General features: G+C 70.5%; 15 protein-coding genes. 9 read left to right on the plus strand and 6 right to left on the minus strand.

The features are described from left to right. Positions 1–4 precede the first annotated feature (4 nt). The 7 genes from FGW37_RS21015 (at position 5) to FGW37_RS21045 (ending at position 7,902) form a co-directional block, all read left to right on the plus strand. Positions 5–1,084, plus strand: a complete 1,080-nt coding sequence (locus tag FGW37_RS21015) for an ABC transporter ATP-binding protein (protein WP_179082468.1) — start codon at positions 5–7, stop codon at positions 1,082–1,084. After that, positions 1,077–2,159 (plus strand): ABC transporter ATP-binding protein, encoded by a 1,083-nt coding sequence (locus tag FGW37_RS21020; RefSeq protein WP_179082469.1) that lies wholly within the window; start codon positions 1,077–1,079, stop codon positions 2,157–2,159. Before FGW37_RS21015 ends, FGW37_RS21020 begins: the two co-directional genes overlap by 8 nt. A gap of 155 nt (positions 2,160–2,314) precedes the next feature. Further along, complete coding sequence (locus FGW37_RS21025) at positions 2,315–3,937, plus strand: peptide ABC transporter substrate-binding protein (protein WP_179082470.1); 1,623 nt, start codon at positions 2,315–2,317, stop codon at positions 3,935–3,937. A 7-nt stretch (positions 3,938–3,944) separates the two neighbouring features. Next, the gene (locus FGW37_RS21030) at positions 3,945–4,868 is read left to right on the plus strand and encodes an ABC transporter permease (RefSeq protein WP_179082471.1); all 924 of its coding nucleotides are present in this window, start codon (positions 3,945–3,947) and stop codon (positions 4,866–4,868) included. Then, positions 4,861–5,835: an ABC transporter permease gene (locus FGW37_RS21035; RefSeq protein ID WP_179082472.1), complete on the plus strand. Its 975-nt coding sequence runs from the start codon at positions 4,861–4,863 to the stop codon at positions 5,833–5,835. Before FGW37_RS21030 ends, FGW37_RS21035 begins: the two co-directional genes overlap by 8 nt. A gap of 11 nt (positions 5,836–5,846) precedes the next feature. Continuing rightward, the gene (locus FGW37_RS21040) at positions 5,847–6,863 is read left to right on the plus strand and encodes an ABC transporter ATP-binding protein (protein WP_179082473.1); all 1,017 of its coding nucleotides are present in this window, start codon (positions 5,847–5,849) and stop codon (positions 6,861–6,863) included. Beyond that, positions 6,853–7,902: an ABC transporter ATP-binding protein gene (locus FGW37_RS21045; protein WP_179082474.1), complete on the plus strand. Its 1,050-nt coding sequence runs from the start codon at positions 6,853–6,855 to the stop codon at positions 7,900–7,902. Before FGW37_RS21040 ends, FGW37_RS21045 begins: the two co-directional genes overlap by 11 nt. A gap of 115 nt (positions 7,903–8,017) precedes the next feature. On the opposite strand, the gene FGW37_RS21050 is transcribed toward FGW37_RS21045, so the two are convergent. From FGW37_RS21050 to FGW37_RS21075, 6 genes are all read right to left on the minus strand, one after another. Next, positions 8,018–9,058: an ABC transporter ATP-binding protein gene (locus FGW37_RS21050; protein ID WP_179082475.1), complete on the minus strand. Its 1,041-nt coding sequence runs from the start codon at positions 9,056–9,058 to the stop codon at positions 8,018–8,020. A 12-nt stretch (positions 9,059–9,070) separates the two neighbouring features. Next, entirely contained in the window at positions 9,071–10,087 is a 1,017-nt protein-coding gene (locus FGW37_RS21055; RefSeq protein WP_179082476.1) for an ABC transporter ATP-binding protein, read from the minus strand. Positions 10,088–10,104: 17 nt separating this feature from the next. Then, positions 10,105–11,082, minus strand: a complete 978-nt coding sequence (locus tag FGW37_RS21060) for an ABC transporter permease (protein ID WP_179082477.1) — start codon at positions 11,080–11,082, stop codon at positions 10,105–10,107. A gap of 21 nt (positions 11,083–11,103) precedes the next feature. Beyond that, complete coding sequence (locus FGW37_RS21065; protein ID WP_179082478.1) at positions 11,104–12,924, minus strand: ABC transporter substrate-binding protein; 1,821 nt, start codon at positions 12,922–12,924, stop codon at positions 11,104–11,106. A 49-nt stretch (positions 12,925–12,973) separates the two neighbouring features. Next, positions 12,974–13,951, minus strand: a complete 978-nt coding sequence (locus FGW37_RS21070) for an ABC transporter permease (RefSeq protein ID WP_179082479.1) — start codon at positions 13,949–13,951, stop codon at positions 12,974–12,976. A 145-nt stretch (positions 13,952–14,096) separates the two neighbouring features. Next, positions 14,097–16,241 (minus strand): S9 family peptidase, encoded by a 2,145-nt coding sequence (locus FGW37_RS21075; RefSeq protein ID WP_179082480.1) that lies wholly within the window; start codon positions 16,239–16,241, stop codon positions 14,097–14,099. 239 nt (positions 16,242–16,480) lie between these two features. Between FGW37_RS21075 and FGW37_RS21080 the strand changes: the two genes are divergently transcribed. Together FGW37_RS21080 and mshB are read left to right on the plus strand one after the other, a co-directional pair. Then, positions 16,481–16,675, plus strand: coding sequence for a hypothetical protein (locus FGW37_RS21080; protein ID WP_030366139.1), 195 nt, complete (start codon positions 16,481–16,483; stop codon positions 16,673–16,675). A 64-nt stretch (positions 16,676–16,739) separates the two neighbouring features. Then, a complete protein-coding gene (gene mshB / locus FGW37_RS21085) occupies positions 16,740–17,633 on the plus strand; it encodes an N-acetyl-1-D-myo-inositol-2-amino-2-deoxy-alpha-D-glucopyranoside deacetylase (RefSeq protein WP_179082481.1) in 894 nt (297 codons plus the stop codon). Positions 17,634–17,637: the final 4 nt, after the last annotated feature.

Here is a 17,637-nt window from a genome sequence, read left to right on the forward strand (position 1 = left end):
CCCGATGACCACGACCGAAAAGACCGAAGGGGCGCCCGGCCCCGCACCGCAGGACGGCAAGGGCGGCAAGGACGCGAAGAAGTCCGGCCCGCTGCTCGAAGTGCGCGACCTGCACGTCGAGTTCAAGACCCGGGACGGCGTCGCCAAGGCCGTCAACGGCGTCAGCTACAGCGTCGACGCCGGCGAGACCCTCGCCGTCCTCGGCGAGTCGGGCTCCGGCAAGTCCGTCACCGCCCAGGCCATCATGGGCATCCTGGACTCGCCCCCCGGCCGCGTGGCCGGCGGTGAGATCCTCTTCCACGGCCAGGACATCCTGAAGCTGCCGGAGAGCGAGCGGCGCAAGCTGCGCGGCCCGAAGATGGCGATGATCTTCCAGGACGCGCTGTCCGCCCTCAACCCCGTCTTCTCCGTCGGCAACCAGCTCGGCGAGATGTTCCGGGTGCACCAGGGCATGTCGAAGAAGGACGCCAAGGCCAAGGCGATCGAGCTGATGGACCGGGTGCGCATCCCGGCCGCCAGGCAGCGCGTGGGCGACTACCCGCACCAGTTCTCGGGCGGTATGCGCCAGCGCATCATGATCGCGATGGCGATGGCCCTGGAGCCGGATCTGATCATCGCCGACGAGCCGACCACGGCCCTCGACGTGACGGTCCAGGCCCAGGTCATGGACCTGCTCGCGGAGCTGCAGCGCGAGCTCAACATGGGCATGATCCTGATCACCCACGACCTGGGCGTGGTGGCGGACGTCGCCGACAAGATCGCCGTGATGTACGCGGGCCGCATCGTGGAGACCGCGCCCGTGCACGAGCTCTACAAGCGCCCCGCGCACCCGTACACCCGCGGCCTGCTGGACTCGATCCCGCGCCTGGACCACAAGGGCCAGGAGCTGTACGCGATCAAGGGCCTGCCGCCCAACCTCCTGCGGATCCCCACCGGCTGCGCCTTCAACCCGCGCTGCCCCAAGGCCCAGGACGTCTGCAGGGAGGACATCCCCGCCCTGCTGACGGTGTCGGAGCAGGACGGCACCGAGCTCGACGGCCGCGGCAGCGCGTGCCACTTCTGGAAGGAGACGATCCATGGCTGACGCGACCAAGCAGGCCGAGCAGGCCGGCAAGGCCGGGGCGTCCGGTCAGCGGGAGCCGATCCTCCAGGTCCGCAACCTCGTCAAGCACTTCCCGCTGACGCAGGGGCTGCTGTTCAAGAAGCAGGTCGGTGCGGTCAAGGCCGTCGACGGGATCTCCTTCGACCTCTACGAGGGCGAGACGCTGGGCATCGTCGGCGAGTCCGGCTGCGGCAAGTCCACGGTCGCCAAGCTGCTGATGACGCTGGAGACGGCCACCTCCGGCGAGGTCTTCTACAAGGGCCAGGACATCACCAAGCTGTCCGGGCGGGCGCTGAAGGCGGTCCGGCGCAACATCCAGATGGTGTTCCAGGACCCGTACACCTCGCTCAACCCGCGGATGACGGTCGGCGACATCATCGGCGAGCCCTTCGAGATCCACCCCGAGGTGGCGCCGAAGGGCGACCGGCGCAAGCGGGTCCAGGAGCTGCTCGACGTCGTCGGCCTCAACCCCGAGTACGTCAACCGCTACCCGCACCAGTTCTCCGGCGGTCAGCGCCAGCGCATCGGCATCGCCCGCGGCCTGGCGCTCAACCCCGAGATCATCATCTGCGACGAGCCCGTCTCGGCGCTGGACGTCTCGGTGCAGGCGCAGGTCATCAACCTGATGGAGCGGCTCCAGGACGAGTTCAACCTCTCCTACCTCTTCATCGCGCACGACCTGTCCATCGTCCGGCACATCTCCGACCGCGTCGGCGTGATGTACCTGGGCAAGATGGCCGAGATCGGCACGGACACCGAGATCTACGACCACCCGACGCACCCCTACACCCAGGCGCTGCTGTCGGCCGTCCCCGTGCCGGACCCCGAGGCCCGCGAGGGCCGCGAGCGCATCATCCTCACCGGTGACGTGCCCTCCCCGGCCAACCCGCCGTCCGGCTGCCGCTTCCGCACCCGCTGCTGGAAGGCGGAGGACAAGTGCGCCGAGGAGCTGCCGCTCCTGGCCGTGCCCAAGCTCTACGAGGGCAAGGACACCCCGGCGGCGCACGAGTCGGCGTGCCACTTCGCCGAGGTGAAGCAGGTGGTGGGCGCGGCGTAGCGCCGCCCGTACTGCCGAAAGGGCTCTCCCGGGTTTCCCCGGGGGAGCCCTTTCGTGTGGTTCGGCCGGGGAAAGCCGCCACAGAGGTGCATCACACCACCGAATGGGGTGTTATCTGGGCCTAAGTGACACTTGGGACCTGGAGGAGGCACTCGATGCGTGGAGCCACGCGCGCCCGGTGGGCCGTCTGTGCACTGTCGGCGGTGCTGGCCGCCGCGGCGGCCGGGTGCGGCGGCGGCAGCGGCGGCGGCAGCGGGGTCGTCCGCTCCTCCTGGGGCGACCCGCAGAACCAGCTGGAGCCGGCCAACACCAACGAGGTCCAGGGCGGCAAGGTGCTGGCCATGATCTTCCGTGGGCTCAAGCGCTACGACCCCCGCAGCGGCGCCGCCGAGAACATGCTGGCCGAGAAGATCGAGACCTCGGACCAGCAGAACTTCACCATCACCCTCAAGGACGGCTGGACGTTCTCCAACGGCGAGAAGGTCACCTCGAAGTCCTTCGTGGACGCCTGGAACTACGCGGCCCTCGTCGACAACAAGCAGAAGAACGCCTCCTTCTTCGAGTACGTCGACGGCTACGACAAGGTCCACCCGGCGAGCGGGTCCGCCACCGCCAAGACCCTCTCCGGGCTCGCCGTCAAGGACGACCGGACCTTCACGGTCAAGCTGAGCACCAAGTTCTCCACGTGGCCCGACACCCTCGGCTACGCCGCCTACGCACCCCTGCCCCGGGCGTTCTTCGACGACCACGCGGCCTGGCTGAAGAAGCCCGTCGGCAACGGCCCGTACACCGTCGACTCCTACGCCAAGGGCTCGGCGATGAAGCTCACCAAGTGGGAGGGCTACCCGGGCGACGACAAGGCGCGCAACAGCGGCGTGGAGCTGCGCGTCTACACCGACAACAACACCGCGTACACCGACCTGCAGGCCGGCAACCTCGACCTGGTCGACGACATCCCCAGCGCCCAGCTCAAGAACGTGAAGACCGACCTGGGCGACCGCTACATCAACCAGCCCGCCGGCATCATCCAGACCCTCGTCTTCCCCATGTACGACACGAACTGGTCGAAGAGCGGCATGGAGAAGGTCCGCCGCGGGCTGTCCATGGCGATCAACCGCGAGCAGATCACCGACCAGATCTACCACAAGACCCGCACCCCGGCGACGGACTGGACCTCACCCGCCCTCGGCGGCCAGGGCGGCTACAAGGCCGGGCTGTGCGGGGACGCCTGCACCTTCGACGCCGCCGCCGCGAAGAAGCTCATCCAGGACGGCGGGGGGCTGCCCGGCGGCCGGATCACCCTCACCTCGAACGTCGACACCGGCTCGCACCGGGTGTGGCTGGACGCCGTCTGCAACAGCATCAATAACGCCCTCGGCAACGACAACGCCTGCGTCGTCAACCCGGTCGGCACCTTCGCGGACTTCCGCAACCAGATCTCCGGGCACCGCCTCAGCAACCCCTTCCGCTCCGGCTGGCAGATGGACTACCCGCTGATCCAGAACTTCCTCCAGCCGCTCTACTACACGGACGCCTCCTCCAACTACGGCAAGTTCAGCGACGCGCAGTTCGACCGGCTCGTCGACGAGGCCAACGCCGAGAGCTCCCAGGACGCGGCCAACACCAGGTTCCACGACGCGGAGCGGATCCTCGCCCGGCTGATGCCCGCCATCCCGCTCTGGTACCAGAACGGCAGCGCCGGCTACTCCGAGCGGATCTCCGACGTCACGCTCAACCCCTTCAGCGTGCCGGTCTACGAGCAGATCAAGGTGGGCTGACGCGTCCATGGGACGGTACGTGGTCCGGCGGCTGCTCCAGATGGTCCCGGTGTTCATCGGCAGCACGTTCCTGATCTTCTTCATGGTCTACGCCCTGGGCGACCCCGTGGCCGCCCTCTTCGGCGACAAGGCGCCCGACCCCGCGACGGCCGCCCGCATCCGCCGGGAGCTCTACCTCGACGAGCCCCTGTGGAAGCAGTACGGGCACTACATGGGCCAGATCCTCTCGGGCGACTTCGGGACGGCCTTCAACGGCCAGCCGGTCACCGAGCTGATGGGCGAGGCCTTCCCCGTCACCCTCCGGCTCACGCTCGTGGCGATCCTCTTCGAGATCGTCATCGGCATCACCCTCGGCGTCCTCAGCGGCCTGCGGCGCGGCCGCTCCGCCGACACCACCGTGCTGCTGCTGACCCTGATCGTCGTCTCCATCCCGACCTTCGTCAGCGGCTACGTGCTGCAGTACCTCTTCGGGGTCAAATGGGCGATCGTCTCGCCGTCCGTGTCCCCCGAGGCGCCCTTCGACGAGCTGCTGCTGCCCGGCATCGTCCTCGCCCTGACCTCCCTCGCCTACGTCACCCGCCTCTCGCGCACCTCCATCGCCGAGAACTCCCGCGCCGACTACGTCCGCACGGCCGTCGCCAAGGGCCTGCCGCGCCGCCGCGTCGTCACCCGGCACCTGCTGCGCAACTCCCTCATCCCCGTCGTCACCTTCATCGGCACCGACATCGGCGCGCTGATGGGCGGCGCCATCGTCACCGAGCGGATCTTCAACATCCACGGCGTCGGCTTCCAGCTCTACCAGGGCATCCTGCGGCAGAACTCGCCCACGGTCGTCGGCTTCGTGACCATCCTCGTCATCGTCTTCCTGCTGGCGAACCTGTTCGTCGACCTCCTCTACGCCGTGCTCGACCCGAGGATCCGCTATGCCTGAGCTCGATCCCTCCGACCCCGACGCAGCCGTCACCCCCGCCGGCGGCGGCGCGTCGTCGCTGGCCACCAGCGACGCGGAGACGCTCGAAGGCGGCCCGATCCCCGGCGGCACCGCCAGCGGCAAGGCCCGCAGCCTGTGGTCCGACGCCTGGCACGACCTGCGGCGCAACCCCGTCTTCCTGGTCTCCGCGCTGATCATCGTCTTTCTCGTGCTGATCGCCCTGTGGCCCGCGCTGATCGCGAGCGGAAACCCCCTGCAGTGCGACCTCGCCAAGGCCCAGGAGGGCTCCCGGCCCGGCCACCCCTTCGGCTTCGACACCCAGGGCTGCGACGTCTACACCCGCACCGTCCACGGCGCCCGCGCCTCCATCACCGTAGGCATCTGCGCCACCGCCGGCGCCGCCCTGCTCGGCAGCGTGCTCGGCGGGCTCGCCGGCTTCTTCGGCGGCTGGTGGGACGCGCTGCTCTCCCGGATCGCCGACGTCTTCTTCGGCATCCCCATCATCCTGGGCGGCCTGGTCTTCCTCTCGGTGGTCACCAGCGGCTCGCTGTGGCCCGTCGTCGGCTTCATCGTGCTGCTCGGCTGGCCGCAGATCTCCCGCATCGCCCGCGGATCCGTCGTCACCGCCAAGCAGCACGACTACGTCCAGGCGGCGCGGGCCCTCGGCGCGGGCAGCACGCGCCTGCTGCTGCGGCACATCGCGCCGAACGCCGTCGCCCCCGTCATCGTCGTCGCGACCATCGCCCTCGGCACGTACATCGCCCTGGAGGCCACGCTGTCCTTCCTGGGCGTCGGCCTCAAACCGCCCACCGTGTCCTGGGGCATCGACATCTCCAACGCCTCCACCCAGATCCGCAACGCCCCCCACATGCTGCTGTGGCCCGCGGGCGCCCTGAGCATCACGGTGCTCGCGTTCATCATGCTCGGCGACGCGGTCCGCGACGCCCTCGACCCCAAACTGCGCTGAGGAGCGGGCGGATGACACAGCCCACCGGAAAGGCGGACGCCGCCGTACCCCTGCTGGACGTGCGCGACCTGCACGTGGAGTTCCGTACCCGGGACGGCGTCGCCAAGGCCGTCAACGGCGTCAGCTACAGCGTCCGCGCCGGGGAGACCCTCGCCGTGCTGGGGGAGTCCGGCTCGGGCAAGTCGGTGACCGCACAGGCCGTCATGGGCATCCTCGACTCCCCGCCCGGCCACGTCACCGGCGGCGAGGTCCTCTTCCGCGGCCGGGACCTGCTCACCATGGGCGGGGAGGCCCGGCGCCGGATCCGCGGCTCCAAGCTGTCGATGATCTTCCAGGACGCGCTCTCGGCCCTCAACCCCGTGATGAGCGTGGGCGCCCAGCTCGGCGAGATGTTCTCCGTCCACGACGGCATGACCCGCAAGGACTCCCGGGACAAGGCCGTCCAGCTGATGGAACGCGTCCGCATCCCCGCCGCGGCCGAACGCGCCGGCGACTACCCGCACCAGTTCTCCGGCGGCATGCGCCAGCGCATCATGATCGCCATGGCGCTGGCCCTGGAGCCGGACCTCGTCATCGCCGACGAGCCCACCACCGCACTCGACGTCACCGTCCAGGCCCAGGTCATGGACCTGCTCGCCGAGCTGCAGCGCGAGTACAACATGGGCCTGATCCTCATCACCCACGACCTGGGCGTGGTCGCCGACGTCGCCGACAGGATCGCCGTGATGTACGCCGGGCGGATCGTCGAGACCGCACCCGTCCACCAGCTGTACGCCGCGCCCGCCCACCCCTACACCGCCGGCCTGCTCGGCTCCATCCCGCGCCTGGACCACAAGGGCAAGGAGCTCTACGCCATCAAGGGCCTGCCGCCCAGCCTCACCGACATCCCCGCCGGCTGCCCCTTCAACCCGCGCTGCCCGCGCGCCCGGGCGGTCTGCCGCACCGACCGGCCGCCGCTCTTCGACGTCGCCCCCGGGCGCGCCAGCGCCTGCCACTTCTGGAAGGAGACCCTCGAAGATGCCGGGTAACGGCGAGGTCGTTCTGGAGGTGCGGGACCTGGTCAAGCACTACCCGCTCACCCAGGGCGTCCTCTTCAAGAAGCAGATCGGTGCCGTGCACGCCGTCGACGGCGTCTCCTTCGACCTGCGGCGCGGCGAGACGCTGGGGATCGTGGGCGAGTCCGGCTGCGGCAAGTCCACGGTCGCGAAGCTCCTCGTACACCTGGAGCGCCCCACGTCCGGGCGGATCCTCTACAAGGGCGAGGACGTCACGAGGCTGTCCGGGCGCGCGCTGAAGGCCGTCCGGCGCAACATCCAGATGGTCTTCCAGGACCCGTACACCTCCCTCAACCCGCGGATGACCGTCGGCGACATCATCGGCGAGCCCTACGACATCCACCCCGAGGTGGCGCCCAAGGGCGACCGGCGCGCCAAGGTCCGCGAGCTGCTCGACGTCGTCGGCCTCAACCCCGAGTACATCAACCGCTATCCGCACCAGTTCTCCGGCGGCCAGCGCCAGCGCATCGGCATCGCGCGCGGGCTCGCCCTGCGGCCCGAGGTGATCGTCGCCGACGAACCCGTCTCGGCGCTGGACGTCTCCGTCCAGGCCCAGGTCGTCAACCTCCTGGAACGGCTCCAGGCCGAGTTCGACCTGGCGTACGTCTTCATCGCCCACGACCTGTCGGTGGTCCGGCACATCTCGGACCGGGTCGCGGTGATGTACCTCGGGCGGTTCGCCGAAACGGGCACGGATGCCCAGATCTACGAGCACGCCACGCACCCCTACACGCAGGCCCTGCTGTCGGCCGTACCGGTCCCGGACCCGCGGGCGCGGGAGGGGCGCGAGCGCATCATCCTCACCGGTGACGTGCCCTCGCCGGCCAACCCGCCGTCCGGCTGCCGCTTCCGCACCCGCTGCTGGAAGGCCCAGGAGAAGTGTGCGCGGGTCGTACCGCCCCTGGAGATCCCGGACTGGTTCCTGGAGGGCGCCGGCCCGGAGGCGCACGCGTCGGCGTGCCACTACGCGGAGGAACGCGCGTCGCCGGGCGAGGCCCTTCCCCCACGCTGACCGGGCCGGGACCCGGCCGGGCCCGGTCCGGCACCGCCGGGCTGCGCCGTTGTGGTTGAGCGCCGTTGCGGCGGGAGTTCTTGCCTGCGGCAAGGTGACGCGGGGCTTCGTCCCGTCAGGCGCCGGGCCGTGCCACCGTCGTCGGTGGTTCCGGGAAGTGGCACGCCGACAGGTGGCCTTCGGCCGAGCCGTCCGCCTCCTCCAGCGCCGGGACTTCCGTCGCGCAGCGCTCCCGCGCCTTCCAGCAGCGCGTGCGGAAGCGGCAGCCCGACGGCGGGGCGACCGGGGACGGGACATCACCGGTGAGGCGGATTCTTTCGCGCCGCGTCGTATCCTCCGCGTCCGCCGCCTCCGGCACCGCCGACAGCAGCGCGTGCGTGTACGGGTGGCGCGGCCGACGGTAGATGTCGTCGCGGGAGCCGGTCTCCACGATCCTGCCGAGGTACATCACGGCGACGCGCTGCGAGAAGTGCCGCACCACGGCCAGGTCGTGGGCGATGAACAGGAAGGCGATCCCCAGCTCCCGCTGCAGCGACTGCAGCAGGTTGACGACCTGCGCCTGGATGGAGACGTCGAGCGCCGAGACCGGCTCGTCGGCGACGACGATCTTCGGGTCCAGGGCGAGCGCCCGGGCCACTCCGATCCGCTGCCGCTGCCCGCCGGAGAACTCGTGCGGGAAGCGGTTGTAGTGCTCGGGGCTCAGCCCCACGGTCTCCAGAAGCTCGCGCACGCGCGCCTCGCGCCCGCCCGGCGGCTCGATGCCGTGGATCTCCAGCGGCCCGGAGACGATCCGGCCGACCGTCTGCCGCGGGTTCAGCGACGCGTACGGGTCCTGGAAGATCATCTGGATCTCGGAGCGGACGGGGGCGAGCTGCTTGCGCCCGGCGTGGGTGATGTCGCGGCCCCGGTAGCGGATCCGCCCGGCCGTCGGCTCCAGCAGCCGGGTGAGCAGCCGCCCCGTGGTCGACTTGCCGCAGCCGGACTCGCCGACCAGGCCGAAGCTCTCCCCGGCTCGTACGGTCAGGTCGATGCCGTCGACGGCCTGCACGGCGCCGACGGTCCGCCGGACGGGGAATCCGCCGCGCACCGGGAAGTGCTTGGTGAGGTTCTCGGCGACGAGCAGCGGCTCGCCGGCCCGGGGGCTCTTCTCGTCCATGGTCGCTGCTCCTCAGCCGAGCCGGGGTCGGATCTGCTCCGCGAACACGCTCCGCTGCCGCTCCTCCCCGAGGTGGCAGGCCGCCCCCCGGCCGGGCGGCAGCGCCGGCCGCTCCGTGCGGCAGCGGTCCTCCGCCACGTCGGCGGCGTACGCGCAGCGCGGGTGGAAGGGGCAGCCGGGCGGTGGGGCCAGCAGGCTGGGCGGGGTGCCGGGGATGGGGGTGAGCGGCTGCCCGACGTCGGAGGAGAGCCGGGGCATGGAGCCCAGCAGACCCCAGGTGTACGGGTGCCGGGGCGCCCGCAGCACCTCGCGCACGGGGCCGTGCTCGACGGCGCGCCCGGCGTACATCACCAGCAGGTCGTCCACGGTGCCGGCGACGACGCCCAGGTCGTGGGTGACGAGGACGATGGCCGCGCCGGTCTGCTGCTGGAGCTCGCCCAGCAGGTCGAGGATCTGGGCCTGCACGGTGACGTCGAGCGCGGTCGTCGGCTCGTCGGCGATGAGCAGCTCGGGGTCGCAGACCAGCGCCATCGCGATCATCGCGCGCTGCCGCATGCCGCCGGAGAACTGGTGGGGGTAGTCGTCCACGCGCAGCGCCGGATCGGTGATGCCGACCCGGCGCAGCATCTCGATCGCCCGCAGCCGGGCCTCCCGCCGGGAGGCGCCGGTGTGCTTGCGGTACGGCTCGGCGATCTGCCGGCCGACGGTGTAGTACGGGGAGAGGGCGGTGAGCGAGTCCTGGAAGACCATTGCCATCTTGTTGCCGCGCAGCTTCTCCAGGACGGACTCCGGCGCCCCGGTCAGCTGCTGCCCGTCGAGCCGGACCTCGCCGCGGATCTCGGTGGTGCGCGGGTCGTGCAGCCCGAGCACGGCGAGATTGGTGACGGACTTACCGGAGCCGGACTCGCCGACGATGCCGAGCGTGCGGCCGCGCTCCAGGGTGAAGGACAGGCCGTCGACGGCCTGCACGGTGCCGTCCTCGGTGGCGAAGCGCACGTACAGGTCGCGCACGGAGAGGAAGGGGGTCAACTGCGGTCTCCTGACGGCTAGGCGAGCCGCACGCGCGGGTCGATGACGGCGTAGGCGGCGTCCACCACGATGTTGGCGACGACGATCGCCGTGCAGCCGACGAGCATCACCGCCATCAGGGTCGGCAGGTCGGTCTCGCTCACCGAGGACACCGCGAGCCGGCCCAGGCCGTGCAGGCTGAAGGTGAACTCGGTGATGATCGCGCCGCCGAAGAGCGACCCGAGGTCGATGCCGAAGATGGTGACGATGGGTGCGAGCGCGCCCCGCCAGGCGTAGCGGAAGAAGACCGCGCGCCGCCCCAGCCCCTTGGCGCGGGCCGCGCGCACGTGGTCCTCGCCGAGCTGTTCGATCATCTGGGAGCGCGTCATCCGGCTGTAGTTGGCGATGAAGATGATGGACAGCACCAGCCAGGGGATGAGCATGCCGGTGAACCACTTCACCGGGTCCTCGGTGATCGGGTGGTAGGCCGGGTTGTCCATCCAGTGCAGTCCGCTGACGAACACGGCCAGGGCGATGACGCCGACGAAGTAGATCTGCAGGGCGTTGCCGACGAGGGAGAGGGAGCTGAAGAACTTGTCGATCCAGGTCCCGCGGAAGGCGGCGGCGATCATGCCGATGCCGACGCCGACGACGAGGAAGACGGCGGCCCCGCCGAGCGTGATGGACAAGGTCGTGGGGAAGCGGTCCACGATGGTGCCCCACACCGGCTGCTGGTTGGAGAAGGAGTAGCCGAAGCAGGGCGCCGGGCAGTGGCCGACGGTGAAGTCGCGGCCGGTGAAGATGCCCGCCATGTAGTGCCAGTACTGCACGGGCACCGGCTCGTCCAGACCGAGGTTCTTGTTGATCAGGGCGATGGCGTCCGGGGTGCAGTTCTTGCCGCAGGACATCAGGGCCGGCTGGGAGGGCAGCGCGAAGAACAGGGTGAAGGTGATCGCGCTGATCAGCACGATGATGACGAGGGCGCCGAGCGAGCGGCGCGCGAGGAAGCGCAGCATGGTCCGCCGTCCGGGGGAGCGTTACTTGACGTAGACGCCGGTCGGGTCGACGGTTCCGTAGACCGGCTGGTAGCGGACACCGCCCAGGTTCGAGCCCCACAGGGAGAACTGGGTGTTGTAGAAGGTCGGCACGCCCGGCACGTCCTCGGTGAGGATCTTGTCGGCGAGCTTCTGCCACTCGGGCGCGGCCTGCTTCACGTCCGGGATCGCGTTGATCCGGTCGATCTCCTTGTTGACGGCCGGGTTGTCGAGGTGGCCGTAGTTCTGGGAGCCGTCGGCGATCTGCCGGCCGTCGAAGAGGGGCGGCACGACGGTCGAGGCGACGGGCCAGTCCGCGCCCCACGAGGTGCGGTAGATGTCGAACTTGTTCTTCACCTCGGCGATCGCGGTCCGCCAGGTGTTGGCGTCGATCTCCTTCTTCTGCACCTTGAAGCCCGCGCGCTCCAGGGCCTGGGCGATGACCACGGAGACCTTCTGCTGGATGTCGGTGTTGGCGTAGGCGTAGACGATCTCCTGGCCCTCCTTGCCGGCCGCCTTGAGCAGTTCGCGGGCCTTGTCCGGGTCGCCGGCCGGCTTGTCCTTCTTCCGGAACGGGTCGGTCGGCCGGTAGCCGTCCATGGCGGGGGAGAGGAAGTTGGTGGCGACCACCCCGGCCGTCGCGCCGCCGTTCTGCTGGAGGATCTGCCCGTTGGGCATCGCGTACGCGAGCGCCTTGCGGACGTTCACGTCCTTGAGCCGGTCCATGTTGAAGCTGATGTAGTCCACGTACGGCTGGATCTCCACGTGCCGGCGCGCCTTGGTGTCGGCCTGGCCGAGGACCTTCTCGGTCATCTCCGGGGCGACGGCATTGGTGAACGACAGGGTGTTCTTGTCGCCGCCCTGGTCGGCGAGGTAGCGCCGGGTGGAGTCCGCGTACTGGTGGCCGAAGCTGATCTGGAACCGGTCGGCGTACTGGTGCCGGATCGGGTCGGTCTTCGCGTCCCAGTGCTCGTTGCGCACGAGCGTCAGCGACTTGCCGACCTTGTACTCGCCGACCTTGTAGGGGCCGGAGGCGAAGGGGGCGTTGTCGTACTTGCGCTGCGTGTCCTTCTCCGCCTTGACGGCGCCGATGTTCGGCATGGCGGTGGCGAAGGGGGTGTCGGCGTGCGGCTGACGGAAGTGGAAGACGATCGTCTTGTCGTCCGGGGTGTCCAGCACGGACGCGGGCAGGTGCGCGCCCTTGTACGGGCCGTCGGGAAGCGCCTTGCGGAAGGCCGTGCCGTCGCCGGAGAGCCACTGGGGGATGTACTGCGGGCCGTCGGTCTCGAAGTCGGCGTAGAGCCGTTCGATGCTCCAGCGCACGTCCTTGGAGGTGATGGGCGAGCCGTCCTCGAACTTCAGCCCGTCCTTGAGGGTGAACTTCCAGGTCCTGCCGCCGTCGGACGACGTGCCCGCGTCGGTCGCCAGATCGCCGACGATCTTCACCTTGCCCTTGTCGTCCACCTTGTACGAGGTGAGCGTGCGGTTGTAGAGCATCTGGTTGGCGAGCATGTCGTTGTAGTAGATCTGCCCGGGGTCGAGATGGACGAAGGCGTCGCGCTGCAGGACGCCGACCGTGCCGCCCTTCTTCGCGCCGGGCACCTCGGGGGCCGGCCCGGCGGAGTCCTCCTTGGTGCCGATCGAGTAGTTGGCGGAGGCGTTCTTGTCCGTGCCGGGCCCGGCGCTCTTGTCACCGCCGCCCCCGCCGCCTCCGCTGCTGCACGCGGAGAGGACGAGGGCGCCGGAGGCCAGGGCGGCCGCTGCGGCCGCGAGCCGGCCTCTGGACCGCAGGGTTCCCGTGGTGGGCTTCGTCGTGGGCGTCATGGGCGATGCACCTGCCTGTCCGTCGTCGGCGGTTCCTGTGTGCACGTCCTCAGCGTCCGGTCCGCGGGTCGAAGGCGTCCCGGACCGAGTCCCCGAGCAGGTTGAAGGCGACCACGAAAACGATCATCGCGAGGCCGGGGAAGAAGATGTAGGTGATGTCGCTCTCGTAGTAGTGGGCGCCGTTGGCGAACATCCGGCCCCAGTCCGGGGTGGGTTCCACGATGCCGACACCGATGAAGGACAGCCCGGCCTCGATGGTCACGAAGCTGGGCAGCATCAGCGTCGACTGCACCAGGATGGGCGTCCAGAGGTTGGGCAGCAGCTCCTTGGTGATGATCCGCCAGGGCGACGCACCGGTGACCCGCGCCGCCTCGACGAACTCCCGTTCCCGCAGGCTCAGCACCTGCCCGCGCAGCAGCCGCGCCAGCCCCATCCAGCCCAGCACCCACAGCACCAGAATCAGCGTCAGCACGCGCAGATAGGTCGGGGTCTCCTTCTCCGGGCTCACGAAGAGCGAGTAGACGACCGGGGTGAAGGCGATGAAGGACAGCTGGCTCGGGAAGGCCAGCAGCAAGTCGATGAAGCGGCCGAGGAGATAGTCCGTCCGGCCGCCCAGATAGCCGGCCGTCACTCCGATGAGCACTCCGGTCAGGACGCACAGGACCGTGGCGGCCGCGGCGATGAGCAAGGACGTACGGATTCCGTAGATCAGCTGGGTCAGCACGTCCCGGCCGAGGGTGGGTTCGATGCCGAACCAGAAGCTCCCCGAAATCCCTCCGTTGGGTTTCACCGGATAGCCGAACTCGTTGAGCAGGCCCGGCTCGTTCAGCCCGTAGGTCTCCGTCGGATTCCTGCCGTAGAGCTTCGAGATCAGCGGCGCCGCCAGCGCGACGAGGAAGAAGAACGTCACCACGTAGGCGGAGACGACACCCGGACGGTCGCGTTTGAAGCGCCGCCGCATCAGCTGTCCGGGTGATCTGCCGACCGGTTCCGGATGCGCCACCGGGGCCGGGGAGGAACTCGTCATCGCGTAATCCCCCGCACTGTCGTCGTCGAACCCGCCGCGGACGCACCGCGCGCGCAGTGGGTTGAGCGGACTTTCGCAACGGATTCACAGCGCAGTCAAGAGGGCTGCCGACCGAGAGGGGACGGGCAGTGCGGGGGCGAAGGGGTCAGGCCATGCCCAGGGACCTCTTGAGGAAGTCGACTTGGAGCAGCAGGAGGTTCTCCGCGACCTGCTCCTGCGGGGTCATGTGCGTCACGCCGGACAGCGGCAGCACCTCGTGCGGCCGGCCCGCCGCCAGCAGCGCCGAGGACAGCCGCAGGGTGTGCGCCGCGACCACGTTGTCGTCCGCCAGGCCGTGGACGATCATCAAGGGCCGGACCTGCGCGGCTGCCTCCGCCAGCCCGCCGTTGGTGACCAGGGAGTTGCGGTCGTACACCTTCGGCTGCTCGTCCGGCATGCCGAGGTAGCGCTCGGTGTAGTGCGTGTCGTACAGCCGCCAGTCGGTCACCGGGGCGCCCGCGACGGCCGCGTGGAAGACGTCAGGGCGGCGCAGCACGGCCAGCGCCGCGAGGTAGCCGCCGTAGGACCAGCCGCGGATGCCCACCCGGTCCAGGTCCAGGGGGAAGTCCGCGGCCAGCGCCTGCAGGGCCTCGACCTGGTCGTCCAGGGTGACGCCGGCGAAGTCCTCGTGGATCGCCTTCTCCCAGGCGGGGGAGCGGTGCGGGGTGCCCCGGCCGTCGGCGACCACCACGGCGAAGCCCTGGTCGGCGAACCACTGCGAGGTCAGGTGGGCGTTGTGCCCGGCGACCACGCGCGGCCCGTGCGGACCGCCGTAGGGGTCCATGAGGACCGGAAGCGGCCCGTCGCCCTCCGTATAGCCCGTCGGAAGGAGTACGGCGCACGGGATCCGGCGCGCGCCCGCCTCGGTGAGCCGTGCGCGCGAGGTGAGCACCGGCGCTTCGGCATACGAGGTCACGCCGGTCGCCTCCGCGCCGTCGCGCAGGACCCGGGCGGTGGCCCCGGCGCGCTCCGGTACCGCGGACACCAGGACGGTGACCGCCCCCGAGCGCACGGCCGAGTGCCAGCCGCGCTCCTGCGAGACGCGCTCCACGCCCTGCTCGTTCACCCGGTAGACGTGCGTCTCCCCGGTCTCGGGCTCCTGCGCGCCGGCCCCGGCGGAAGCGGAGACCAGCACGTCGTCGTCGCCGATGTCGAGGACGGCGCGCAGGTGCAGCCGGCTTCCGGTCAGCGTGCGGTCGCCGACCACCAGGGCCCGGGAGCCGTCCTCGTCGGAGATGCGCACCAGGCGCCCGTCGGGCGACCAGGCGGGAACACCGGGGAACAATTCAAGCCACTTTGCGTCCTGCTCTTCGTGGACCACGCTCGTGGCGCCCGTCCCGGTGTCCACGGTGAGATACGCCTGGTGGCGCTGGTCGCGGCTCTGCACCAGCAGCAGCGGGGGCCCGCCCGCCGACCAGTGCACGCGCGCGAGGTACGGGTGGCGCGCGCGGTCCCACCGGACGTCCGTACGGGTCCCGTCCAGGCCCAGCAGCGAGAGCGTCACCTCGGCGTTCGGCGTGCCCGCCGCCGGGTAGCCCACCTCCGCGGGCGGGCTGCCCGGGTTGGCCGGGTCGGCGATCCACCAGCGCTGCACCGGGGCGTCGTCCACCCGCGCGGCCAGCAGGGACTCCCCGTCCGGGGCCCACCAGAAGCCGCGGTGGCGGTCCATCTCCTCGGCCGCCACGAACTCCGCGAGCCCCCAGGTCACCGTGGGCCCGTCCGGCTCGGCCAGGGCCCGGTCCGCAACCCCGCCGGACGCCTCGCCCGGCGCCGGCTCCACGTCCACGACGCGCAGCGCGCCGCCCGCGACATAGGCGACCCGGCGGCCGTCGGGGGAGGGGCGCGGGTCGGTGACCGGGCCGGGAACGGGCAGTTCACGGGCGGTGCCGCCGCGCAGCTCCGCCACGAACAGCCGGCCCGACAGGGGGAACGCCGCCAACTCCACCGCGCTGTCCACGGCGTAGCCGACGACACCCGCCGAGCCCTCGCGCAGCCGCTCGCGCCGGGCCTTCTCCTCGGCCGACAGCTCCTCTCCGGCCCCGGCCAGCAGAACGGCCGGGTCGGCGGCGGGGAACTCCCCTCCCGTGGCGGGGTCGAGGACCCACAACACGCCCGAGCGGTCGGTGCCGGAACGCGAGCGGATGAAGACGACACGTGAGCCGTCGGGTGACGCGGTGAACGAGCGCGGCGCGCCGAGCGAGAAGCGCTGCGTACGGGCGTACTGTCGCGGGAACGAGACTTGTCCGGTCATGCCGCCGAGCCTACGGCGAGGCGGCGAGAATCCGCCGTGCGCCCCGGAATTGCCCCCATGCACCCAGTGCTGGGTCACGCTCTGGAAAGTTATGATCACGGACGCATAGCCGATGAGTTTCGCGTGACAACCGCTCCACCCCGTTCGGCCTGCCCGTTCGGCGTTTCGTCGTTTTTTGTTCGTCGCTTGTTCGTCGTGTGTCATCCGTCCAACCGCGCGTTTACTGGAGGTGAACCGCCGTGGCACTCTCGATTTCGGCGGTGGTGCTGCTGGCGATCGTCGTCTTCATGCTGTGCCGGAAGTCCGGGCTGAAGGCCGGTCACGCAGCGGTCTGTGTCCTGCTGGGCTTCTATCTGGCGAGCTCGTCCCTCGGGCCGACGATCCACCAGGTGACCAAGAGCGCCACCGACGTGATCAGCAACATCAAGTTCTGAGGGCGTCCGCCCCGGGTCCGCGGGCGGGGCTCCGCCGGGCCCGCAGGACTCGTAGGCTGGTCCCATGACCGACAGCTCCTTCCTGCCGGGTCGCCGGCTCCTCCTGGTGCACGCGCACCCGGACGACGAATCCATCAACAACGGCGCGACCATGGCCAAGTACGCGGCCGAAGGGGCCCACGTCACGCTCGTGACCTGCACGCTCGGCGAAGAGGGCGAGGTGATCCCGGCCGATCTGGCCCACCTCGCCGCCGACCGGGAGGACGCCCTCGGGCCGTTCCGCGCCGGTGAGCTCTCCGCCGCCATGAAGGAGCTCGGCGTCACCGACCACCGCCTCCTCGGCGGCCCCGGGCGCTACCGGGACTCGGGAATGATGGGCGCGCCGCAGAACGACCACCCCGGATGCTTCTGGCGGGCGGACGTGGACGAGGCCGCCGCGTCCCTCGTTGAGGTGATTCGCGAGGTGCGTCCGCAGGTGCTCGTCACCTACGACCCGAACGGCGGCTACGGCCACCCCGACCACATCCAGGCGCACCGCGTCGCGATGCGCGCCGCGGAGCTCGCCGGCGAGCCGGCCTTCCGGCGCGACCTCGGCGACCCCCACGAGATCGCGAAGGTCTACTGGAACTGCGTGCCGCTGTCCGTCGTGGAGGAGGGCTTCGCCCGGCTGCGCGCCGCGGGCCGCGAGATCCCCTTCCCGGGCATCGCCTCCCCGGCCGACGTGCCGGGCGTCGTCCCCGACGAGGAGGTGACGGCCGCGATCGCGACCGCCGGTCATGCGGAGGCCAAGGCCGCGGCGATGCGTGCCCACGCCACCCAGATCGCCGTGGACGGCCCGTTCTTCGCGCTCTCCAACGACCTGGGCCAGCCGATCCTCGCCGACGAGTACTACAAGCTCGTCCGCGGCCGGGCCGCGGGCCCCCGCGAGGACGACCTGTTCGCCGGGGTGGACGCGTGAACGG

Origin of the sequence: Streptomyces rectiverticillatus (genome assembly GCF_013394065.1) — a bacterium.
Lineage (GTDB): Bacteria > Actinomycetota > Actinomycetes > Streptomycetales > Streptomycetaceae > Streptomyces > Streptomyces rectiverticillatus.